The organism is Salinilacihabitans rarus, from assembly GCF_024296665.1.
Taxonomy (GTDB): Archaea; Halobacteriota; Halobacteria; order Halobacteriales; family Natrialbaceae; genus Salinilacihabitans; species Salinilacihabitans rarus.
In genome coordinates, this window is record NZ_CP100762.1 from 3,462,173 (window position 1) to 3,482,521 (window position 20,349).

22 protein-coding genes are annotated in these 20,349 nt (G+C 69.0%); 3 read left to right on the plus strand and 19 right to left on the minus strand.

Annotated elements, in window-relative coordinates:
* Nucleotides 1-21: 21 nt before the first annotated feature.
* The 17 genes from NKG98_RS18135 to NKG98_RS18215 form a co-directional block, all read right to left on the minus strand.
* Entirely contained in the window at nucleotides 22-759 is a 738-nt protein-coding gene (locus tag NKG98_RS18135; protein WP_254767533.1) for an SDR family oxidoreductase, read from the minus strand.
* An 84-nt stretch (nucleotides 760-843) separates the two neighbouring features.
* Complete coding sequence (locus NKG98_RS18140; protein WP_254767534.1) at nucleotides 844-1,653, minus strand: CBS domain-containing protein; 810 nt, start codon at nucleotides 1,651-1,653, stop codon at nucleotides 844-846.
* Nucleotides 1,654-1,699: 46 nt separating this feature from the next.
* On the minus strand, nucleotides 1,700-3,208 hold the full coding sequence (locus NKG98_RS18145; RefSeq protein ID WP_254767535.1) for a DHH family phosphoesterase: 1,509 nt from the start codon (nucleotides 3,206-3,208) through the stop codon (nucleotides 1,700-1,702).
* A 38-nt stretch (nucleotides 3,209-3,246) separates the two neighbouring features.
* Nucleotides 3,247-4,761 (minus strand): NADH-quinone oxidoreductase subunit N, encoded by a 1,515-nt coding sequence (locus NKG98_RS18150; protein ID WP_254767536.1) that lies wholly within the window; start codon nucleotides 4,759-4,761, stop codon nucleotides 3,247-3,249.
* Nucleotides 4,761-6,296, minus strand: coding sequence for a complex I subunit 4 family protein (locus NKG98_RS18155; RefSeq protein ID WP_254767537.1), 1,536 nt, complete (start codon nucleotides 6,294-6,296; stop codon nucleotides 4,761-4,763). Before NKG98_RS18155 ends, NKG98_RS18150 begins: the two co-directional genes overlap by 1 nt.
* Nucleotides 6,293-8,329 carry an NADH-quinone oxidoreductase subunit L gene (gene nuoL / locus NKG98_RS18160; protein ID WP_254767538.1) on the minus strand — a complete coding sequence of 679 codons (2,037 nt, stop codon included), beginning with the start codon at nucleotides 8,327-8,329 and terminating at the stop codon, nucleotides 6,293-6,295. Before nuoL ends, NKG98_RS18155 begins: the two co-directional genes overlap by 4 nt.
* A gap of 1 nt (nucleotide 8,330) precedes the next feature.
* Nucleotides 8,331-8,639, minus strand: a complete 309-nt coding sequence (nuoK, locus tag NKG98_RS18165; protein WP_256558439.1) for an NADH-quinone oxidoreductase subunit NuoK — start codon at nucleotides 8,637-8,639, stop codon at nucleotides 8,331-8,333.
* Nucleotides 8,636-9,049, minus strand: a complete 414-nt coding sequence (locus NKG98_RS18170) for a hypothetical protein (protein WP_254767539.1) — start codon at nucleotides 9,047-9,049, stop codon at nucleotides 8,636-8,638. Before NKG98_RS18170 ends, nuoK begins: the two co-directional genes overlap by 4 nt.
* Nucleotides 9,046-9,309, minus strand: a complete 264-nt coding sequence (locus NKG98_RS18175; RefSeq protein WP_254767540.1) for an NADH-quinone oxidoreductase subunit J — start codon at nucleotides 9,307-9,309, stop codon at nucleotides 9,046-9,048. Before NKG98_RS18175 ends, NKG98_RS18170 begins: the two co-directional genes overlap by 4 nt.
* A 61-nt stretch (nucleotides 9,310-9,370) precedes the next feature.
* Nucleotides 9,371-9,832: a NuoI/complex I 23 kDa subunit family protein gene (locus NKG98_RS18180; protein ID WP_254767541.1), complete on the minus strand. Its 462-nt coding sequence runs from the start codon at nucleotides 9,830-9,832 to the stop codon at nucleotides 9,371-9,373.
* Nucleotides 9,829-10,929 (minus strand): complex I subunit 1/NuoH family protein, encoded by a 1,101-nt coding sequence (locus NKG98_RS18185; protein WP_254767542.1) that lies wholly within the window; start codon nucleotides 10,927-10,929, stop codon nucleotides 9,829-9,831. Before NKG98_RS18185 ends, NKG98_RS18180 begins: the two co-directional genes overlap by 4 nt.
* Nucleotides 10,926-12,581 carry an NADH-quinone oxidoreductase subunit D gene (locus NKG98_RS18190; RefSeq protein ID WP_254767543.1) on the minus strand — a complete coding sequence of 552 codons (1,656 nt, stop codon included), beginning with the start codon at nucleotides 12,579-12,581 and terminating at the stop codon, nucleotides 10,926-10,928. Before NKG98_RS18190 ends, NKG98_RS18185 begins: the two co-directional genes overlap by 4 nt.
* A complete protein-coding gene (locus NKG98_RS18195; RefSeq protein ID WP_254767544.1) occupies nucleotides 12,578-13,285 on the minus strand; it encodes an NADH-quinone oxidoreductase subunit B in 708 nt (235 codons plus the stop codon). The genes NKG98_RS18190 and NKG98_RS18195 overlap by 4 nt, the downstream gene beginning before the upstream one ends.
* On the minus strand, nucleotides 13,282-13,695 hold the full coding sequence (locus tag NKG98_RS18200; protein WP_254767545.1) for an NADH-quinone oxidoreductase subunit A: 414 nt from the start codon (nucleotides 13,693-13,695) through the stop codon (nucleotides 13,282-13,284). The genes NKG98_RS18195 and NKG98_RS18200 overlap by 4 nt, the downstream gene beginning before the upstream one ends.
* Nucleotides 13,696-13,909: 214 nt before the next feature.
* Nucleotides 13,910-14,545 carry an AIR carboxylase family protein gene (locus NKG98_RS18205; protein WP_254767546.1) on the minus strand — a complete coding sequence of 212 codons (636 nt, stop codon included), beginning with the start codon at nucleotides 14,543-14,545 and terminating at the stop codon, nucleotides 13,910-13,912.
* 50 nt (nucleotides 14,546-14,595) lie between these two features.
* Nucleotides 14,596-14,907: a hypothetical protein gene (locus NKG98_RS18210; protein WP_254767547.1), complete on the minus strand. Its 312-nt coding sequence runs from the start codon at nucleotides 14,905-14,907 to the stop codon at nucleotides 14,596-14,598.
* A gap of 104 nt (nucleotides 14,908-15,011) precedes the next feature.
* On the minus strand, nucleotides 15,012-16,220 hold the full coding sequence (locus NKG98_RS18215; RefSeq protein ID WP_254767548.1) for a 5-(carboxyamino)imidazole ribonucleotide synthase: 1,209 nt from the start codon (nucleotides 16,218-16,220) through the stop codon (nucleotides 15,012-15,014).
* Between the two features lie 265 nt (nucleotides 16,221-16,485).
* Here NKG98_RS18215 and ribH point away from each other — a divergent pair, with 265 nt between their 5' ends.
* Complete coding sequence (gene ribH / locus NKG98_RS18220) at nucleotides 16,486-16,896, plus strand: 6,7-dimethyl-8-ribityllumazine synthase (RefSeq protein WP_254767549.1); 411 nt, start codon at nucleotides 16,486-16,488, stop codon at nucleotides 16,894-16,896.
* A 35-nt stretch (nucleotides 16,897-16,931) separates the two neighbouring features.
* Nucleotides 16,932-18,080 (plus strand): pyridoxal phosphate-dependent aminotransferase, encoded by a 1,149-nt coding sequence (locus NKG98_RS18225; protein ID WP_254767550.1) that lies wholly within the window; start codon nucleotides 16,932-16,934, stop codon nucleotides 18,078-18,080.
* 28 nt (nucleotides 18,081-18,108) lie between these two features.
* Here the strand turns inward: NKG98_RS18225 and NKG98_RS18230 are convergent, their stop codons facing one another.
* The gene (locus NKG98_RS18230; protein WP_254767551.1) at nucleotides 18,109-18,540 is read right to left on the minus strand and encodes an FAD synthase family protein; all 432 of its coding nucleotides are present in this window, start codon (nucleotides 18,538-18,540) and stop codon (nucleotides 18,109-18,111) included.
* Nucleotides 18,541-18,577: 37 nt separating this feature from the next.
* Entirely contained in the window at nucleotides 18,578-19,075 is a 498-nt protein-coding gene (locus NKG98_RS18235; protein ID WP_254767552.1) for a Mov34/MPN/PAD-1 family protein, read from the minus strand.
* A 153-nt stretch (nucleotides 19,076-19,228) separates the two neighbouring features.
* Here NKG98_RS18235 and NKG98_RS18240 point away from each other — a divergent pair, with 153 nt between their 5' ends.
* Complete coding sequence (locus NKG98_RS18240; RefSeq protein ID WP_254767553.1) at nucleotides 19,229-20,338, plus strand: glycolaldehyde reductase; 1,110 nt, start codon at nucleotides 19,229-19,231, stop codon at nucleotides 20,336-20,338.
* The last annotated feature ends 11 nt before the right edge of the window (nucleotides 20,339-20,349 follow it).

Sequence of the window (20,349 nt, forward strand, 5' to 3'; positions counted from 1 at the left end):
GATTCCGGGTGTCGACGGCCGTCAGCGTCGCACTTCCCGCTCGTGTTCGACGCCGACGCGCTCGAACTCCCAGGGTACCTCGACGACGTTCGTCGGCGTCCCGGCCAGTCCGTCGCGGCTGACGATCTCGAACGTCCGGTTGCGGGCCTCGGGCGTGAACGGCGCGGCGGCCATCACCCGCGCGACGTCCGCCCGCGGGATCGACCCGGACACCGAGTCGCCGCCCTCGCCGACGACGACCTCGCCGGTCGGCGTCGCGTTCGTCAGTCTCCCCGGTCGGAAGATCGTGTAGCCGAGCCCCGACCGCCGCAGCGCCGTCTCGGCGTCGCGTTTCGCCCGCAGGGTCGCACGGAGCAACAGCCTGCCGGCGAGGGACATTCCCGCCTTCGAGGTGCCGACGCCGATCGCGCTCAGCAACACGAAGTGGTCGACGCTCTCGCCGACGGCGGCGGTCGCGAGGTTGATCGCGCCCGTCCGGTCGACGAGTCGGCCCCCGAGGACGTGGCGCGGCCCCGGCGACGTCCCGAGCGCGCAGTAGACGACGTCACAGCCCTCGACTGCCCGGACGGCGTCGGCGGACTCGAAGAAGTCGGCGACCACCACCTCGTCGGCGCCCAGCCGTTTCAGGGCGTCCGCCGTCGCGTACGAGCGGGTGGTCGCCCGCACGGTGAGGTCGGTCGGTCGGAGGACCGAGAGCAGTTCCCGGCCGGTGTCGCCGCTCGCTCCCGCGATCAGCACGCGTTCGCCCGTCGAAGCCATACCGCGTCTAGCCCGCCGACGGTCATAACGCTCACCAGCGGTCGGACCGCGTGACTGCCACCGGGGCGGACACGAGTTGGCCCCTCACCGTCGGTCGGACTGGAGGCGCTCGGTCGTCTCGACCAGCGGGTGGGCCGCGTAGTCGACCACCTCGATGTCCTCGAGGTCGGACAGGCCCTCGCGCTCGGCGGTCCGTTCCATCCCGAGGTCGATCCGGTGGTCGACGACGATGACGTAGGCGTCCATCTCGTCGATGCCGAGGCGGTTGGCCGCGAGCACGCGGTGGTGGCCGTCGGCGAGCAGCAACGTCCCCTCGTTGTCGATGACGACCAGCGGCTCCGCGAGGCCGTGTTCGAGTTCGTACCGCCGGCCTTCGAGTTCGTCGGCGTAGACCCGTCCCTGCGTCGGGGTGAGTTCCGCCAGCGGGACGGTCCGGCGCTCCTCGCGCAACTCGACCGCGTGGATGTTCTCCAGCGTGCGCATCAGCTTCCCCACCTTCTCGGGGGTGGCACGCTCGATCTGGCTGCGGACGACGTCGGAGTTCGAGATGATGCCGACGAGGTTGCCCGCGTCGTCGACGACCGGTAGCTTCTGGATGCCCGACCGGAGGATGACGCGGGCGGCGTCGGTCACCTTCATCTTCGGGTGGGCGACGATGAGGTCCGTCGCCATCACCTTGAAGATCGGCTCCTCGTCGTCGGCCAGCAACAGGTCGCGCGCGCTGACGAACCCCTCGACGCGGCGGCGCTCGCAGACCGGGAAGCCGCTGTGCTCGTCGCTCTCGGCGATGCGGACCGCGACGTCGCGGACCGTGGCGTCCGGCGAGACCGTCGCGACGTCCCGGGTCATGTACTCGTCGACCCGCGGTTTGCTCCCGTCCGGCGCGAGGTCCATGGGCGAAGCCAACGGTTCGATCGCGGAAAAGTCCTCCCTTCGGTCCTCACGCCGACTCGACGTCCTCACGGTCTCCCTCCGCCTCCTCGTCGGGCGCGAACAGCCACTCGCTGGTCTGACTGTACGCCCCCGCCGGCGTCCCCGGCCGCGTCCGGATCGCCTCGAAGAACCGGTCGACGATCACCTCCTCGACGATGCTGACGATCGACTCCACCTCGTCCTCGTCGTCGGTCCCGGCGAGGATGCCGATTTCGAGTTGCGCGCCGGCCATGTCGGCGTGGCCGCCGGCGCTGCCGATCTGGCCGAACGCGTCCCGCAGCGTCTCCCCGAGGTCGACGTCGTTCGCCCGCGAGCGCGCGGAGACGTACACCTCCTCGTCGCGGAAGCCGAAGACGAGCGTCGTGTCGATGCCCGTCATCGACAGCAACTGGTCGGCCGCCTGTGGGATCGCGTCGCGGCTGGCGATTCGGCCGGCGCTGGCCGCGACGACCGACCCCCGCTGGGTCCGGTTCTTGATCGCCCGTGCGATCGTGTCGAACGTCTCGCCCTCGACGGTGGGCTGTTCGATCCGTTCCAGCAGGCGCTCGTCGACCAGCGGACGCAGCGTCGCCGCGGCCTCGAAGTCGCTGGCCGCCACCTCGCGGGTGAAGTCGTCGGTGTCGATCTGGATGCCGTACAGCAACGCCGTCGCCGTCCGCCGGTCGACGTCGAGGCCGAACCGGTCGAGGTAGTCGACGAGCATCGTGCTCGTCGCGCCGACGTCCTCGCGGAGGTCGACGAACGCCCCCGGGACCGGCCCGCGGGGCGGGTGGTGGTCGATGACGACGTCGGCCTCGAGGTCCTCGGGCAGGCCGTCGTTGACCCCCGGTCGGGAGTGGTCGACCAGCGCGAACGACGCGAACTCCGCGAGCGAGTCCTCGGGGGCGAGGTTGCGCAACTCGAGGTCGAGCAGGTTGACCATCGCCCGGTTCTCCTGGTGGGAGATCTCGCCGTAGTAGCAGGCCTCCGCTTCGACGCCGACGGCCGCCGCGATGTTCCGGAGCGCGACCGCGCTCGCGATGGCGTCGGGGTCGGGGTTGTCGTGGGCGACGACCGCCAGCGGGCCGTCGAGCCGCGAGAGGTGTCGGCGCAACGCGGCGGCTTTCTCGGCGTCGGGGGTCGTCGTCCGGTCGAGCACCGCCTCGGCGACCGTCGCCTCCCGGTCGACCACCCTGTCGGCGAGGGCGGTGATCGCGTCACGGTCGTCGTCGGTCGGGTCGGCGCCGACGTCGGCGACGAACGTGGCCGCCGGGAACGCCTCGCGGGCGCGTTCGAGCGCGGCCCGGTTCGTCGCGGGACGGTCGCTCGCGACGAAGACGATATCCGGCGTTTCGATGGCGGCGAGGACCGACGGGTCAGTCGGGTCCGCACACTCGGCGGGGACGTTGCCCTCGCGGAGGGTCTCGGCGAGGTCCGGGTCCTCGGTGACGACCAGCAGGCGGCCGTCGTGCTCGGGGGATCGGTCGATGACGCGTCGACCGACGGTCCCGCACCCGAGCACGAGCCGAAAAACCATACCGCGCGTTGCCACCCCGGACGGTAAAAGCTACCGGCTCAGGGGACGACCGCCGCCGCGGCGTCGATCGCGAACTCGGCGACGGGCCCGAAGCCCGGCAGCAGCGCGACGGTCACGACGGCGGCGACGACGATCGCCGCGTACAGCCCGGTCGGCTGCGAGAGCGAGTCGCGTCCGGCGACGGGGTCTTCGATCCACAGCGCCTTCACCAGCCGCGAGTAGTAGTACAGCGACAGCGCGCTGTTGACGACGAGCGCGGCGGCGACGACGAGCAGGCCGGCCTCGATGGCGCCGACGTACAGGAAGTACTTGCTCCAGAAGCCACCCAGCGGCGGCACGCCGGCGAGACTGAACAGGAAGACGGCCATCGCGGCGCAGGCGATCGGCGCCTGCTTCGAGAGGCCGTTGTAGTCGGCGAAGGTGCGGCCGACGCCCCAGTGCTCGGCCAGACCCACGAACAGGAACGCGCCCGTGTTCATGAAGCCGTAGACGAGCAGGTGCATCATCGCCGCCCCGAGGACGAGGTCGTTCGCCCCCGCGCCGAGGCCGGCCAGACCGATCAGCGCGTAGCCGGCGTGGCCGACCGAGGAGTACGCCAGCATCCGCTTGACGTTCTCCTGGGTCGCGGCCGCGAAGTTGCCGAGCGTCATCGTCACCAGCGCGAGGACGACGAACGCGAGCGTCCAGTCGATGCCGATGACCGCCGTCGCCTCTTCGAGCGGGAACGCCGTCGTGAACACGCGGATCGTGATCACGAAGCCGGCGGCCTTCGAGGCCGACGAGAGAAACGCCGAGATGGGTGCGGGCGCGCCCTCGTACGCCTCGGGCGCCCAGAAGTGAAACGGGACGCTGGCGGTCTTGAACGCGAAGCCACCCAGCAGCATCACGATGCCCAGCCCGAGCAGGCCGCCGAACTCCGCGGCGCCGCCGAGGTTGTTGGCGATGGCCTCGAGCTGGAGGTGGCCGGTGGCGCCGTAGACGAGGCTGACGCCGTAGACGAACACCGCCGAGGAGAGCGCGCCGATCAGGAAGTACTTCAGGCCGGCTTCGACGCTCCCGCGGTTGGTCTTGAGGATCGAGACGAGCGCGTACGACGGCAGGCTGCTCAGTTCGAGGGCGATGAACACCGTCACGAGGCTGTTGGCCGCCGCCATCGTCGTCATCCCCGTCGCGGCGAGCATGACAAGCGAGTAGTACTCGGCCTGGTAGGCGTGGCCCTCCATGTAGTCGTAGCTGGCGATCGAGACCAGCGTGGCGACGACCGCGACGACGATGCTGAAGAACAGCGTCAGCTGATCGACGACGAACTGGCCGCCGAAGAGATCGACGACGCCGTTGCCGCCGTCGACACCCGGCGTCCCCACGCCGGCGAGGACGAACCAGACGGCGACCGTCAGCGAGGCGAGCGAGCCGACCGTCGCGGTGCCCGCGAGGACGGTCCGGTTCGTCGAGCGCGGTTCGATGCTGTCGTAGACGAACAGCGCCAGCGCGGTCAGCGCGAACAGCAACGCGGGCGCGAGCGCCGTCCACTCGGGCAACTGGATCGGTTCCATCAGAACTCACCTCCGTTCAGGATCGGGTCGACCGCGTCCGTGATCATCTCGAACAGCAGGTCGTCGGGGGCCACGCCGAGCGCGACGATCAGCGCCAGCAGGACGATCATCGGCGCGACGTCGTGCAGCGGGGCGCGGCCGATCTCGTAGTCGGTTTCGAGCCGGTACGGGCCGAAGGCGGTCCGCTGGAGCGCGAACAGCAGGTAGCCCGCGACGATGACGATGCCGAACATCGCAAGTGCCGTGAACGCGGGCGCGTACGCCAGCAGTTCGGACTGGAAGGCGCCGAAGAAGATCGTGAACTCGCCGTAGAACCCGCTCATCAGCGGCAGGCCCATGTACGCGAACGAGCCCGCGACGAGGATGCCGATCGCGACCGGCATCCGGTCGGCCAGCCCGGACATATCCGTGACCATCCGGGTGTGGGTCGCGTTGTAGACGACGCCGACGGCCATGAACATCAGCCCCGAGATGAGCCCGTGGCTGACCATCTGGAACGTCGCGCCGCCGACGCCGAACGTGGTGTACGCGACCAGCCCGAGGATGACGTAGCCCATCGACGACACCGACGAGTAGGCGACGATCCGCTTCAGGTCGGTCTGGGCCAGCGCCAGCATCGCGCCGTAGATGACGCTGATCACGGCCACCGCGGCGATCGGGATCGCGTACGCCTCGACCTGCTCGGGGAACATCGTGAAGTTGAACCGGAGCATGGCGTACGTGCCCATCTTCAGCAGGACGCCCGCCAGCAGCACCGACGCCGGGGTGGGCGCCTCGACGTGAGCGTCCGGCAGCCACGTGTGGAAGGGGACCACCGGCACCTTCACGGCGAAGCCGAGGAACATCGCGACGAACGCGAGCGACGCCAGCGTCCCCGGCGCGATGCCAAGCACCGTCCGCTGGACGCCGTCGCCGTTGACCATCGCGTCGGCGATTTCGGGCAGCCCGAAGCTGGTGACCGGGTCGCCGAGCCCGAACACGAGCGCGATGACGGCACCGAACATCACCAGCGACGCCACGTTCGTGTAGACGAAGAACTTGATCGCGGCGTACTTCCGGCGCGGGCCGCCCCAGACCCCGATCATGAGGTACATCGGGATGAGCACGGCCTCCCAGAAGACGAACCAGAGGAAGAAGTCAAGCGCCGCGAAGACGCCGATCAGGTTCGCCTCGATGAACAGCAACAGGCCGTAAAACTGCGACTCGCGCTCGTCGATCGGCGTCCACGAACTGACGATGGCCAGCGTGACGAGCACCGTCGTCAGCACCACGAGCGGCATCGAGATGCCGTCGAGGCCGACGAACCAGGTGATCGCGTACTCGCCCAGCGAGATCCACTCCGCGCGGGACTCGAAGGCGAGGTCGCCCCCGAGCAAGGCGTTGCCGCTGCCGTCGAACGCCGTGAACATCCACAGCGAGAGCGCCGCGGGCACGAGGCTGACGGCGAAGGCGAGTTTGCCCGCGACTCGGTTCGGCGCGAGGAACGTCACCAGTGCGCCGGTCAGTGCGACCGCGATCAACGCTTCGATCATCATACGAACCACCCTCCGAGGACGCCGAGCAGTAGCAGTAACGCGATGAACCCGGCGGTCAACAGCGCCGCGTAGTTGGTCACGATACCCGTCTGGACGCGTTTCACCCAGCTACTGCCGAACAGGCTGACGCTCGAAACGCCGTTGACGACGCCGTCGACGACGCTGCCGTCGAAGCGGTCGGCCGCCCGCGCCAGCGGGAGCGTGACGCCCCGTGCGAGCCACACCTGGTACTCGTCCTGATAGTAGTTGCTGTACAGGACGTCGTAGACCGCGCCGAGGCGCGCGGTGTGGCGTTCGGGTTCGGGCACGTTGTAGAGGACGTGTGCGAGCGCCGCGCCGCCGACCGCGAGGCCGAGCGACAGCCCCGCGCTGAGCAGGACGGTCGTAGCCTCGGAGCCGACGTAGCCCTCCGCGAACGGCACCGTCTCGTGGTAGGCGTGGTAGGTCAGCCCCTCGACGGCGCCGTACTCGCCGTCGAGCCACGATTCGAGGAACGTCAGGTCGACGCCGGCCAGCTTGTACACCGGCGCGAGGTTGGCGAACCCGGCGACGAGCGCGAGGACGCCCAGCACCACCAGCGGGGCCTTGATCGACCAGCCGACGGGATGGGGGTCCTCGGCGGCCTCGGTGCGGGGTTCGCCGTGGAAGGTCAGGAAGACCATCCGGAACGTGTAGAAGCCGGTGAAGAACACGGCCACGAGTCCCATCGCGAACGCCGCGAGGATGACCGGCTGTTCGAGGCCGACGATCAGCGCGTCGAACAGCACCTCGTCTTTCGACCAGAAGCCCGAGAACGGGACGATACCCGCGAGCGCGAGCGCGCCCGCGAGGAACGTCCAGTAGGTGACCGGCGCCTTGTCCTTCAGCCCGCCCATCTTCCACATGTCCTGTTCGTGGTGCATGAGGACGATGACGGACCCGGCGCCGAGGAACAGCAGCGCCTTGAAGAACGCGTGGTTCATGAGGTGGAAGACCCCGGCGACGTAGCCGCCGACGCCGAGGCCCAGCATCATGTAGCCGTACTGGCTGATCGTCGAGTACGCCAGCACCTGCTTGACGTCGTCTTTGACGACGCCCATCGTCGCGGCAAAGAGCGCCGTGAAGCCGCCGACGAACGCGATGATCGCGAGCGCGGTCGGGCTGAGCGCGTAGTAGCCGAACATCCGCGCGACGAGGTAGACGCCGGCGGCGACCATCGTCGCCGCGTGGATGAGCGCGGAGACGGTGGTCGGACCCTCCATCGCGTCCGGCAGCCACGTGTGCAGCGGGAACTGCGCGGACTTGCCGACCACGCCGCCGAGCACGAGCAGGCCGGTCAGCGTCACCCAGCTTTCGGCGCCGAAGCCGAACAGGGTGTCGCCGGCGTCGATGGCCTCCTCGGCGGCGACGACGAACGAGCCGTCGCCGGCGAACCCGACCGTGCCGAACGTCGCCGCGATGGCGACGACGCCGACCAGGAAGAAGTAGTCGCCAAAGCGGGTGACGAGGAACGCCTTCTTCGCGGCCGAGGGGGCGCTACGGGTGCGGAACCAGAAGCCGATCAGCAGGTACGAGCACAGCCCCACCAGTTCGAAGAACATGAACGCCATCAGCAGGTTGTCCGCGAAGACGAACGCGAGCATGCTGAAGGTAAAGAGGCCGAGTTCGGCGTAGTACCGCGGCAGGCCGGTCTCGCCCTCGGCGTTCATGTACCCGAGGCTGAAGACGTGTACGAGGAACGCGATCAGCGAGACGATCACGAGCATCAGCGTCGACAGCGGATCGAGCAGGATGCCGAACGTGAACTCGATCGTGCCGGCGCCGGTCTCGGCGACGACGTCGCCGACCGCCCACTCGTAGAGCGTCTCGTGGTAGGTCTCGCCGCCCGCGACGGTCGCCAGCGCCCACAGCGACAGCAGCAGCGAGGCCGCCGTCGCGAGGATGCCCGCGAGCGCGCCCCGCTTCGGCATCCGGGCGCCGAAGACGAGCGCGATGACAAACGCCGCGAGGGGGAACAGCGCGATCGCCGGAGCGAAGTCGAATGCGCCTGCCATGTTACCACCTCATCGCCGACGGGACGGTGACGTCGACGTCCCGGAAGTTGCGGTACAGCACCATGATGATCCCGAGTCCGACGGCGACCTCGGCGGCGGCCAGCGCCATCGTAAACAGCGCGAACACCTGGCCGGTGAGGTTGCCGTGGTAGAACGCGAACGCGATCAGGTTGACGTTGGCCGCGTTCAGCATGATCTCGACGGACATCAGGAACAACAGCGCGTTGCGACGCGTCAGGATGCCGAACAGCCCCACGCAGAACAGGGCCATCGACAGGAGGACGTAGTACTCGATCGGGACGGCGCTCACGCGTCCTCACCTCCGTCCGTCCGGGCGCCGCCGTCGGCCGCGGCCGCCCCGGCGGGGGCACCCTCCGCGGCGGAGTCCGACGGCGTGCTCGAAAGCGCGGTCACGGGCTCGCCCGCCTCCTCGCGTTTCGCCAGCACGAGCGCGGCGTCGAGCGCGGCGTCGAGCAGGATCGCGACCAGCAACAGCGCGGCGAGGAACGGCTCGGTGCCGGCGACCGCCTCGCTTTGCAGCGCCGACAGGTCCAGCAGGGCGTAGCCGATCTCGGCGGTGATCACGAGGTCCCCCGGGAAGCCCTGCGGGCTGCCGAACGGCGTGTTGAGGACGACCAGCGCCATCACGGCGAACAGGCCGACCGCGAGGAGACCCGGCGCGAGGGCGCTGCCGAGCCTGAGTTTCGGTCTCGTCGTCATGTCTGTACCACCTCGTCTCGTTCGGCCCGCGTCAGCATCACGGCGAACGTGATGAGTACCAGGACCCCGCCCACGTAGACGAGGACCTGCATCACGGCGACGAACTCCGCCGCCAGCATCACGTAGTAGACCGCGACGCTCAACAGCGTCACGCCGAGCAGGAGCGCGGAGTGCCACGGGTCCTGCACGAGCACGACGCCGATCGCGCTGGCGAGCGTGACGAACGCGAACAGCGCGAACGCGATCAGCTCGTATGTCATTGGTTCGATGTGGTTTGGTGTGCCCTTTGTAGATTTCGGGACGGACGGGCCGTCCGCTCGGTTACTGGTAGTCTACGTCTCCTTCGCCCTCGCCGATCCACGCGCCCCGGTCGGGTTCGCGCGACTCCAGCGGGTCGATGTCCTTGTACCACGGCACTGCCTTCAACTGCTCTTTGTTGTAGACGAAGTCGTGTTTCGTGTCGGCGGTGAACTCGAAGTTCTGGGTGAGCAGGATGGCGTCGACCGGACAGACCTCCTCGCACAGCCGGCAGTAGACACACTGACCGATGTGGAGGTTGTACTGCTCGCCGTTTCGCTTGTCGTCCGTGACGATCTGGATCGTGTCGTTCGGACAGACGTTCTCGCACTGGCGACACCAGATACACCGCTCCTGGCTGAACTTGTGGACCCCCCGGAACCGCGGGGAGACGTCCGGCGCATCGTCCGGGTACTCGACGGTGAACGTGTTGCCGTCCAGCGCGTGTTTCATCGTCGTCGCCATCGATTTGAGCAGTCCGATCATGCGCTGATCACCCCCACGATGACCGCGGTGAGCACGAGGTTCGCGAACGACAGCACGAGCATCCCCTTCCAGCCGATCTCGATCAGTTGGTCGATCCGGACGCGCGGTATCGCCGAGCGCATCCACTGGGTCAGCAGGAACACCGCCCAGATCTTCACGGTGAACCAGACGATGCCCAGTTCGGCCGGGCCGGGGCCGGCGGGCCCGCCGAGGAAGATCGTCGCGATGATCGCGCCCCCGAGGAAGATGTGCAGGAACTCCCCGAGGTAGACCAGCACGAAGTAGACCGAGGAGTACTCGGTCTGGTAGCCGGCGACGATCTCGGTCGGCGCCTCCGGGATGTCGAACGGGTTGCGCCCGACCTCCGCGAGGTTGGCCGCGAGGAACAGCGCGAACGCGAACGGGTTGACGATCGCGAACCACGCCGGGATCGTCCACTCGAGGCCCGGGATCGTGAACAGCGCCGTCTCGTTCTGGACGGCGACGATCTCGCTCATCCGCAACGACCCGGCGAAGATCACCACCGACATCCCCGTCACGACGAGCGGGATCTCGTAGGCGATGTTCTGGGCGACCGCACGCAGGCCGCCGAGCAGCGAGTACTTGTTCGCCGACGAGTAGCCGGCCATCACCAGCCCGATGCTCACGATGCCGGCGACGGCGAAGACGTAGGCGAGGCCGACCTCGGGGTCGGCGAGGTGGATGCCGCTTCCCATCGGGATGACGGCGAAGCCGAGGATCGCCGACCCGGCGACGACGATCGGCGCGAGGTCGAACGCCGGGCGGTCGGCGTTCTCCGGCACGATCAGTTCCTTCGAGAGCAGGCGCACCGAGTCAGCGACGATGATGAGAAGTCCCCACGGGCCGACGCGGTTGACCGCGATCCGGTCGGTGAACGCCGCGGTGATCTTCCGCTTCGCCCACGGGCCGGCGACGCCGGTCATCGCGAGCATCAGGCTCCCGACGATGAGCGCCGCGACGAACGCCGCGACCGCCTCGCCGAGGACGCCGAACTCGCCGAGGCCGGTGAGGTCGGCGATCCGCTCGGGCAGCAAGACCGTGTCGTCGGCCTGCAAGACCGGCGCGCTCGCCGTCATCGGTCCACCTCCCCGAGGACGATGTCGAGGCTCCCCAGCGACGCGACGAGGTCCGGGACGTAGCCGCCCTCGACCATCTCCGGCAGCGACGAGAGGTTGTGGAACGACGGGCTACGGATCTTGAAGCGTGCGGGTTTGTCCGTGCCGTCGGAGCGGACGTAGATGCCGAGTTCGCCCTTCGCGGCCTCGACGGCCCGGTAGATCTCGGCGTCGGCGTCCGGCTTCAGGGTGCGGGGCACGTTGCTCTGTACCTCGCGTTCGTCCTCGGGCCAGTCTTCGAGCAGGTCCAGACACTGCTCGATGATCTTCGCCGACTCCTCGACCTCGCGCATCCGCACGAGCACGCGCGAGTAGTTGTCACAGCCGTCCTCGGTGACGACGTTCCAGTCGAGGTTCGGGTAGTAGCCGTAGGGGTCGTCACGCCGCAGGTCGTAGTCGACGCCCGACGCGCGGGCGACCGGCCCCGTACAGCCGTACTGCTTTGCGACCTCGGGTTCCAGCACGCCGGTGTCGACGCAGCGTAGCTGGAAGATCTCGTTGTGGGTGATGAGGTCGTGGTACTCGTCGACCTTCGCGGGCAGTTCGTCGACGAAGTCGCGGGCCTTCTCGATGAACTCCTCGCGGGGCTCCGGCAGGTCCCAGGCGACCCCGCCCAGCCGGAAGTAGTTGTACATCAGCCGCTGGCCGGTGAGGTCTTCGAGGATGTCCTGGACGACCTCGCGGTCGCGGAAGGCGTACTGGAAGACGGCGGTGAAGTCGCCGAAGACGTCCAGCCCGAACGTCCCCAGCGCGATCATGTGCGAGGCGATCCGGCAGAGTTCGGCGCCCATCGTCCGCAGCACCTGCGCGTACTCGGGCACCTCGATGTCGGCCAGATCCTCCGCCGCCCGGGCGTAGGCCCACTCGTTGAGCAGGCCGGCCGAGACGTAGTCCCAGCGGTCGGGGTAGGGCATGATCTGGTGGCGGTAGGTGCCCTGCTGGCACATCTGCTCCTCGCAGCGGTGGAGGTAGCCGATGTCCGGGTCGACGTCGACGACCGTCTCGCCGTCGAGCACCGTCTTCACGTGGAGCACGCCGTGGGTCGCCGGGTGGTGCGGGCCGATGTTGAGGAACATCGTGTCCGACTCGGCGTCGTGGCGGTCGGGTGCCAGCGGGTTCGCGTACTCGCTCAGGGTGACGATCTGGGGCTTGTTGCCGTCGTAGTCGTCCGAGAGCGGGTGGCCCTGCCACGTCTCGGGCAGGAGTATCCGCCGGGGGTCCGGGTGGCCCTCGTAGTCGATGCCTACGAGGTCGAAGTTCTCGCGTTCGGCCCAGTCGGCCGACCGGAACACCGGTTCGGCGGTCTGGCTGACCGGGTCGTCGAGCGTGGTCGGGACGACGACGCTCACCTCCTGTGTCGGGTCGTCGTACTTCCTGAGGTGGTAGATCGTCTCGTAGCGGTCGGCGTACTGCTGGGCGGTGGCACAGGCGAGGTGATCGAAGCCCGCCTCGTCGCGCAGGCGCGTCAGCACCGTCTGGACGTCGTCGGGTCGGATCACGAACCCCGGCGCGTTCAGGTGGTCGTCGCGCGCGCGGGCGACGTCGCCGAGCAGCGCCTCGAGTTCGTCCTCGGTGACCTCCTCCGCGACCGGCAGTTCGACTCCCTTGCTCATGGCGAATCAGCCCAGTTGTAGCGCATGACGAGGTCGTCCTCGTCGATCTGGTCGGCGAGCTTTTCGACGACTTCGTCGCGGGGCAGGTCGCCGAACTGCTCGAGTTCGTACGGCTTGACCACCACGGGCGAGGACTCGCCGTTGGCGATGCGCTCTTGCAGTTTGGCGACGCCGTAGATCAGCGCCTCCGGCCGGGGCGGACAGCCGGGGACGTGGATGTCGATCGGGATGATCTCCTCGGCGCCCTTGACGACGTTGTACCCCTCCTGGAACGGCCCGCCGGAGATCGTACACGACCCCATCCCGACGACGAACTTCGGTTCGGGCATCTGGTCGTAGACGCGTTTCATCCGCGGGCCGAACTTCGAGACGATCGTCCCCGGGACGATCATCACGTCGGCCTGCCGCGGCGACGCCCGCGGGACCCCGGCCCCGAACCGGTCGAGGTCGTGTTTGATCGCGTACGTGTGGATCATCTCGATGCTGCAGCAGGCGATCCCGAACTGCAGCATGAACATCGAGGAGCCCCGGACCCAGTTCATGAACTTGTCGAACTTCGTGAGGATGAACGGCGTCGAGCCGAACGCCTCGCGGAGCTTCGAGTTGAAGCGGGCGTCGGGGCCGGCGCCCATGCGCGCCTCGCGCGTGTCCGTCCCGGGTGCAGTGCTCTCGTAGATCGACGGGTGTGGTTCGTCGTTACTCATGGTCGGTCTGCCTCCGGCTCGACCTGACTGGGGCTTTTGGCCCACTCGACCGCGTCGTTGCGCCACGCCCACGCGAGTCCGACGAGGAGGATCCCGACGAACAGCAACATCGGTCCGAGCGCCTCGACCATCCCGTACTCCGGCGACGCGACGGCGTCGCCGTAGACGACCGCCCACGGAAACAGCAGGACGGTCTCGATGTCGAAGACGACGAAAAGAAGTGCGACCATGTAGTACTGGATGTTGAACCGGATGTGCGTCCCACCGGTCGGCACCTCGCCGCTCTCGTAGGTGGCGCGTTTACTCGTTTCGGGTACACTCGGCCGCAGGAGGTACGACACCGCCATCATCCCGAGGGGTATCAGTAATCCCACGACGGCGAGCGCCCCGATGGCTATCCATTCATTCATCTCCGTAACGTTCGCACGTTGTAAACGCACCCATATAAGGGTTGATTCTTCGCTTACCGCCGAAATCCGGCGTATCGCAGTCTTTACGGCGCTAATCCGACACCACCGACTCGGGGCCCGACGCCGCTACTGGCAAGAATCGCCGCCGAGACCGTTCGACGGCCGTAAATGCACTGTTACCGGCCGCCGTCGCGGGCGACGCGAGCGCCCGCGTTCACTCGCCGCGGTACGCGCGGACGCCGCCGTCGTGGAGGTCGCGCGAGACGGTCCCGACGTCCTCGCGAAGCCGGTCGTGGTAGTCGACGAGTCGGTCGCGCAGTTTCTCGTGCTCGCGGGCGAGGATCTGGGCCGCCGAGAGCGCGGCGTTGAACGACTTGCCGGCGTCGACCGCGAGGATCGGCGCGCCCGCGGGCATCCCGATCACGCTGTCGACTGACTTCTCCTGGACCGGGACGCCGATGACGGGCAAGGGGTAAGCGATCGACGCCGTCATGTTCGGCAGGTCCGCGGACTTCCCGCCCGCGCCCGCGATGATCACCTCGATCCCGCGGTCTTCGGCCGTCTCCGCGTACGCGGTCATCAGGTCCGGCGTCCGGTGGGCCGAGGTGACGTACGTCTCGAAGGTAAAGCGCGCCGCCGGCGGGTCGTCGTAGTCGGTCTGCTCTTCGAACCCGAGTTCCTCGACGAGCGCGTCGTACGCGCCGGGGCGGCGACCGCCGGTCAGCATCGTCTCGAGGTCCGAGTCGCTGCCCATCACGATGCCCACGTCGGGGGTCTCCGCGGCCGGGCGGTCCCGGGCGGCCTCCTCGCGGAGTCGGTCGATCAGGTCGTCGACTGCCGGTGCGGTCATACCCGCGGCTTCCGCCCCGGAGGCAATGAAAGGCGGTGGTTCACGCCGCGTCAGCGCGAGCCCTTGCAGCCGCCGCGCAGTCGGCTGCACTCGGATCGGCGCGTGCGGAGACAGCGATCGGTTCCCTCGTACTCCTCGGCCAGCACCTCCTCGAGGAGGTCGATCTCGCGCTGGCCGTAGCCCTCGGTCGCGACGAAGTACGGGACGAGTCGGTGTTCGCCGACCCGCCGGCTGCACAGCCCCTCCGCCTTGAGCCGCCGCACGACGTCTCGGAGCTCCGCTTTCGTCGGTTCGGGGCCGATGTCGATCCCCGAGCCGCGACCGTCGGAGAGCCGTTCGAATACCTGACCGGTATCGATCATGTCTCTCCACGTCCACGTGCCACGGGTAAAACGTTTTCCACGGTGGGGGCCACGAGACGGCCGTTTCGGTCGAACACGTTCGATTCCGGCCCGGTCGACGGTCGCTACGCGAAGGTGACGGCGTCGCGGAGCGCGGTCGCCCGGTCGAGCAGTTCCGCGACGCCCTCGCCGTCCCGCGCGGTCACGGTCACGTGGCCCATCTTCCGCAGGGGGCGGGCCTCGCGCTTGCCGTACCAGTGGAGGTGCGCGCCGGGGGTGTCGAGGATCTCCGCGACGCCCGACAGCGCCGCCTCCCGCGGCGCCTCGACGTCGCCCAGCAGGTTCGTCGACACCGTCTCGCAGCGCAGATCGGTCGACCCGAGCGGCCAGCCGAGCACCGCCCGGACGTGCTGTTCGAACTGCGAGGTCGTCGCCCCCTCGATGGTCCAGTGGCCCGAGTTGTGCGGTCGCGGGGCGATCTCGTTGAGCAGGATCTCCCCCTCGCCGTTTCGCGGGCGACGCCCGCTCGACCCGTCCGAGGCGCCACGCGCCTCGCTCGTCTCGAACAGTTCGATCCCGTAGACCCCGCGGCCGTCCATCACGTCGAGGACGTCCGCGGCGACCTCGCGGGCGCGCTCGGCGACCGCGTCGTCCGACCGGGCGGGGACGACCGTCTCCCGCAGGATCTCCTCGCGGTGGACGTTCTCCCCGACGGGGAACGCGGCGATCTCGCCGTCGCCTTTCGCCGCGATCACCGACACCTCGCGCTCGAAGTCGACGAACGCCTCGACCATCGCGGGACCGGCGACCGCGTCGAGCGCGTCCGCGGCCTCGTCCTTTGCCTCGACGGGGACGTTCCCCCGGCCGTCGTAGCCGCCGGTGCGCGCTTTGAGCATCACCGGCGCGCCGTACTCGTCGATCGCCTCGCGCACGTCGTCGACGTCCTCGACCGCCCGGAACGGCGACACCGGAATCCCGGCGTCGCGGAGCCGGCGCTTCTGGACGAGTTTGTCGTGGATCGTCCGCAGCGTCGCCGGCTTCGGGTGGACCGGCGTCCCCGTCTCCTCGCCGACGCGGTCCAGCACGTCCTGATCGGCGAGTTCGATCTCGAAGGTGAGGACGTCCGCGCGCGCGGCGAGTTCCCGGATGCCCGCCTCGTCGTCGAACTCCGCGACGATCTGATCGCGCGCGACCGGCGCGGCCGGACAGTCCGGCGTCGGGTCGAGGACGAGTAGCTCGACCCCCAGCGGCGCGGCCGCCTCGGCCAGCATCCGTCCGAGCTGTCCGCCGCCGACCACGCCGAGGGTCGGTCCCGGCGTCCGTAGCGTCGTCATCGGACGGTCGTTGTCCGCGCCCGCGCTTAAATATTCTCAATCCTGCCGATTTCGTCCCCGGACGGCGCCGTCGATACGCACGTTCGTGCCCAACCTGCGGTCGCTCGACTCGCGGCGGCCGCTCGCAGGGGCCGGTTTTCGCGACCCGGCGGACCGAGAGGTCTCGGCACCGTTCGCCCGGACCGACGACGCGCTCGCGCGTTTCGGCCTCGCTACACTCGCACGGAACGGTACCTCTTTTACTCCCCCTCACTACCGCTCGCGTATGACCGCGCTCGGACTGGTGATCGCGCAGTTCAATCGCCCGATCACCGAGCAGATGGAGGAGGCCGCCCGCGAGGCCGCCGCCGACGCCGGCGCCGAGGTCCGCGAGACGGTCCGCGTGCCGGGGGCGTACGACGCGCCGCTGGCGGCCGACCGCCTCGCGCGCCGCGAGGACGTCGACGCCGTCGCCGTGATCGGCGCGATCATCACCGGCGACACCGACCACGATCAGGTGATCGCCGAGTCGACCGCCGGACGGCTCTCCGACGTCAGCCTCGAGCGCGACACGCCGGTCACCCTCGGCGTCACGGGGCCGGGGATGTCGGCCGCCGAGGCCCGCGAGCGGGTCGAGAACGCCGCGAAGGCCGTCGACGGCGCGATCGACCTCGTCGACGAGTTGCCGGACCCCTGAAGACATCCCGCGTGACCACCTACCCACTTCCGACCATGACCATGGAATTCACGGACCGCGTCACCAGCGTCGAACCGTCAGCAACGCTCGCCATCTCCGCGCTCGCCACCGAACTCGAGGCCGACGGCGCCGACGTCGTCGACCTCTCGGTCGGCGAACCCGACTTCCCGACGCCCGGGAACGTCGTTCAGGCCGCGAAGGACGCGATGGACGCCGGCCACACCGGCTACACCACCTCGAAGGGGATCCTCGAACTCCGCGAGGCCATCGCCGACAAACTCGCCGCCGACGGCCTCGAACACACCAGCGACGAGGTCGTCGTCACCCCCGGCGCGAAGCAGGCGCTGTACGAGGTCGTCAGCGCGCTGATCGAGGACGGCGACGAGGTCGTCCTGCTCGACCCCGCGTGGGTCTCCTACGAGGCGATGGTGACGATGGCCGGCGGCTCCCTGTCGCGGGTGGACCTCTCGCCGTACGACTTCCGGCTCGAACCCGCCCTCGACGACCTCGCCGACGCCGTCTCCGACGAGACCGACCTGCTGATCGTCAACTCGCCGTCGAACCCCACGGGCGCCGTCTACTCCGACGCCGCCCTCGACGGCGTCGCCGAACTCGCCGTCTCCCACGACGTCACCGTCGTCTCCGACGAGATCTACAAGGAGATCACCTACGGCGTCGAGCCCACGAGTCTGGGCACGTTCGACGGGATGGCAGCCCGCACCGTCACCGTCAACGGCTTCTCGAAGGCCTACTCGATGACCGGCTGGCGGCTGGGCTACTTCGCCGGCCCCGAGGAACTGGTCTCGCAGGCCGGCAAACTCCACAGCCACTCGGTCTCCTCGGCGGTGAACTTCGTCCAGCACGCCGGCATCGAGGCGCTCGAGAACACCGACGAGGCGGTCGAGGAGATGGTCGCCGCGTTCGCGGAGCGCCGCGACCTCGTCGTCGACCTGCTCGACGACCGCGGCGTCGACGTCGCCGTCCCTGACGGGGCGTTCTACATGATGCTCCCCGTCGACGGGGACGATCAAGCGTGGTGCGAGGGCGCCATCGAGGACGCCCACGTCGCGACGGTGCCGGGCAGCGCGTTCGGCACGCCCGGCTACGCGCGCATCTCCTACGCGGCGAGCGAGGAGCGCCTGAAAGACGGCATCGAGCGACTGGCCGCGGAAGGCTACCTCTGAGGTCCGTCCCCTTTCGCAGAAACCGCCGTCAGCCCCGCCGCTCTACGATCTCGTCGACGATCAGCCGCGTCGACAGCAACTCGCCGTCGTAGCGCGGTTCGCGGCCGCTGGCGCGGCGGACCTCGCAGTCGATCCCGCGGCGGTCGAGTTCCGCCTCGATCGCCGCGTCGTCGTGGTGCTGGTCGTGACCCAGCGCGATGACGTCGGGGTCGCGCTCCTCGATCGGAACGAAGATGTCCTCCTCGTGGCCGAGGATCGCCTCGTCGACGACTTCGAGCGCGTCCACGACGTCCCGGCGCTGTCGCGCCGGACAGACGGGCGCTTCCTTGTGGTCGACGTTCGAGCGCCGGGCAACGATGACGACGAGTTCGTCGCCCATCGCCTTCGCCTCCTCCAGGTAGTGGACGTGACCGGGGTGGAGGATGTCGAAGGTCCCCTGCGCGATCACCGTGCGGGTCACGCGACCCCCTCCGGACGTCCGAGAACGGTTGGCCCTTTCATCCGCGTAACTCCTCGTCGATGTCAGCCTGCGTGAAGTCGAAGAACTCCTCCGTGTCGGGCAGGTCGACGTCGAGGACGGTCAGGTTCGTCGGCCGTCCCTGCGAGTCGAACGCCTTCCAGTCGCCTCGCCGGTAGGGCGCGCCGACGATGACGTGGACGCTCCCGCGGCCGAACGTCCCGAGATCCGCGTCGCTCGGCCGGAGCACGCCGTTCGGGTGCGAGTGGATGCTCCCGAGCGCGTTCACGTCGTTCGGAATCGCGCTCGACCTGACCGTCGCGCTCACGCTGTTGGTCTCGGTCCCGGGGACGACGAGCACGTCCGTGATCACCAGTCCGTCCCGGTCGAGCCCCAAGTCCCGCGCGTCGGTCCCCCGGAGGAAGCCCATGTACTCGTCCGGGTGGCTCGCCTCGGCGGACTCAAGCGCGAACTCGAGCGTCTCCTCGGCGATGCCGAGGATCTCGCTCGAGCGAAACAGCGCGTCGAGCAGCCCCATATCACCGTCTCCGGGCTTGTGGTTGCTAAACGTTCCGGAAGGCGCGTCGGATATCGATTCCGCCGCCGCCGGGCGGTTTCTTGCCACAGGACCACTCTATATGACCCCTGCCGTCGTAGCTTCTTCCGGGGGACCACTCCTCCAGTTACTACCATGGCAACTTTCAGACAATTCGTCTCGCCGCCAACGTACGTACAGGGACGCGGCGTCCTCGACGAACTCGGAGACCACGTCGCACCGTTGGGGGACACGGCACTGTTGCTCGCCGACGAGGTCGTCCTCGGGATCATCGAGGACCGCGCGGTCGAGAGCCTCGAAGCGGCCGGCGTCGACGTCGCCGTCGAGGAGTTCCGCGGCGAGGCTTCGGCCGTCGAGATCGACCGCATCGCCGACGTCGCCCGCGACGAGGGGGCGGACGTCGTGATCGGCGCCGGCGGCGGGAAGGCCCTCGACACCGGGAAGGCCGTCCGCGAGGCCGTCGGCGGCGCGGCGGTCTCGCTGCCGACGGTCGCCTCGACCGACGCGCCCACCAGCGCGCTCTCGGTCGTCTACACGGAGGCCGGGGAGTTCGAGGAGTACCGCTTCTACGACGACCACCCCGACCTCGTGCTCGTCGACACGGCGGTCGTCGCGGCCGGTCCCACGCGGCTGTTCCGGTCGGGCGTCGCCGACGCGCTCGCGACGTGGTTCGAGGCCGACGCCGTCGCCACCTCCGGGTCGGAAAACGTCGTCGGCGGGGGGCCGACCGACGCCGCCCTCGCGCTCGCGAACCTCGCCTACGAGACGCTCCGGGCGCGGGCGGTCTCGGCCGTCACGGCGGTCGAGGCGGGCGCGGTCACCGAGAACGTCGAGTCGGTCGTCGAGGCGAACACGCTGCTGAGCGGCCTGGGCTTCGAGAGCGGCGGCCTCGCGGCGGCCCACTCGATCCACAACGGGCTGACCCAGTTAGAGGAGACCCACGACGCCACCCACGGCGAGAAGGTCAACGTCGGGACGATCAGCCAGCTCGTCCTCGAAGGGCGCGAAGACGCGTTCGTCGAGGACGTCGTCGAGTTCTCGATCGAGGTCGGCCTCCCGGTGACTCTCGAGGAGATCGGGCTCGCGGACCCGACCGACGACCAGCTACGGACGGTCGCCGAGGCCGCCTGCGCGGAGGCTGAAACCATCCACAACGAGCCGTTCGCGGTCTCGCCGTCGATGGTCGCGGACGCGATCGAGACGGCCGACGCGATCGGTCGCCGCGTCCGTGAGCGCCAGCACTGAGCGGGACGAGG

Coding starts and splice junctions, on each gene's coding strand:
- NKG98_RS18135 (WP_254767533.1), bottom strand. CDS start 759: ATGGCTTCGACGGGCGAACGCGTGCTGATCGCGGGAGCGAGCGGCGAC.
- NKG98_RS18140 (WP_254767534.1), bottom strand. CDS start 1,653: ATGGACCTCGCGCCGGACGGGAGCAAACCGCGGGTCGACGAGTACATG.
- NKG98_RS18145 (WP_254767535.1), bottom strand. CDS start 3,208: ATGGTTTTTCGGCTCGTGCTCGGGTGCGGGACCGTCGGTCGACGCGTC.
- NKG98_RS18150 (WP_254767536.1), bottom strand. CDS start 4,761: ATGGAACCGATCCAGTTGCCCGAGTGGACGGCGCTCGCGCCCGCGTTG.
- NKG98_RS18155 (WP_254767537.1), bottom strand. CDS start 6,296: ATGATGATCGAAGCGTTGATCGCGGTCGCACTGACCGGCGCACTGGTG.
- nuoL (WP_254767538.1), bottom strand. CDS start 8,329: ATGGCAGGCGCATTCGACTTCGCTCCGGCGATCGCGCTGTTCCCCCTC.
- NKG98_RS18170 (WP_254767539.1), bottom strand. CDS start 9,049: ATGACGACGAGACCGAAACTCAGGCTCGGCAGCGCCCTCGCGCCGGGT.
- NKG98_RS18175 (WP_254767540.1), bottom strand. CDS start 9,309: ATGACATACGAGCTGATCGCGTTCGCGCTGTTCGCGTTCGTCACGCTC.
- NKG98_RS18180 (WP_254767541.1), bottom strand. CDS start 9,832: ATGATCGGACTGCTCAAATCGATGGCGACGACGATGAAACACGCGCTG.
- NKG98_RS18185 (WP_254767542.1), bottom strand. CDS start 10,929: ATGACGGCGAGCGCGCCGGTCTTGCAGGCCGACGACACGGTCTTGCTG.
- NKG98_RS18190 (WP_254767543.1), bottom strand. CDS start 12,581: ATGAGCAAGGGAGTCGAACTGCCGGTCGCGGAGGAGGTCACCGAGGAC.
- NKG98_RS18195 (WP_254767544.1), bottom strand. CDS start 13,285: ATGAGTAACGACGAACCACACCCGTCGATCTACGAGAGCACTGCACCC.
- NKG98_RS18200 (WP_254767545.1), bottom strand. CDS start 13,695: ATGAATGAATGGATAGCCATCGGGGCGCTCGCCGTCGTGGGATTACTG.
- NKG98_RS18205 (WP_254767546.1), bottom strand. CDS start 14,545: ATGACCGCACCGGCAGTCGACGACCTGATCGACCGACTCCGCGAGGAG.
- NKG98_RS18210 (WP_254767547.1), bottom strand. CDS start 14,907: ATGATCGATACCGGTCAGGTATTCGAACGGCTCTCCGACGGTCGCGGC.
- NKG98_RS18215 (WP_254767548.1), bottom strand. CDS start 16,220: ATGACGACGCTACGGACGCCGGGACCGACCCTCGGCGTGGTCGGCGGC.
- ribH (WP_254767549.1), top strand. CDS start 16,486: ATGACCGCGCTCGGACTGGTGATCGCGCAGTTCAATCGCCCGATCACC.
- NKG98_RS18225 (WP_254767550.1), top strand. CDS start 16,932: ATGACCATGGAATTCACGGACCGCGTCACCAGCGTCGAACCGTCAGCA.
- NKG98_RS18235 (WP_254767552.1), bottom strand. CDS start 19,075: ATGGGGCTGCTCGACGCGCTGTTTCGCTCGAGCGAGATCCTCGGCATC.
- NKG98_RS18240 (WP_254767553.1), top strand. CDS start 19,229: ATGGCAACTTTCAGACAATTCGTCTCGCCGCCAACGTACGTACAGGGA.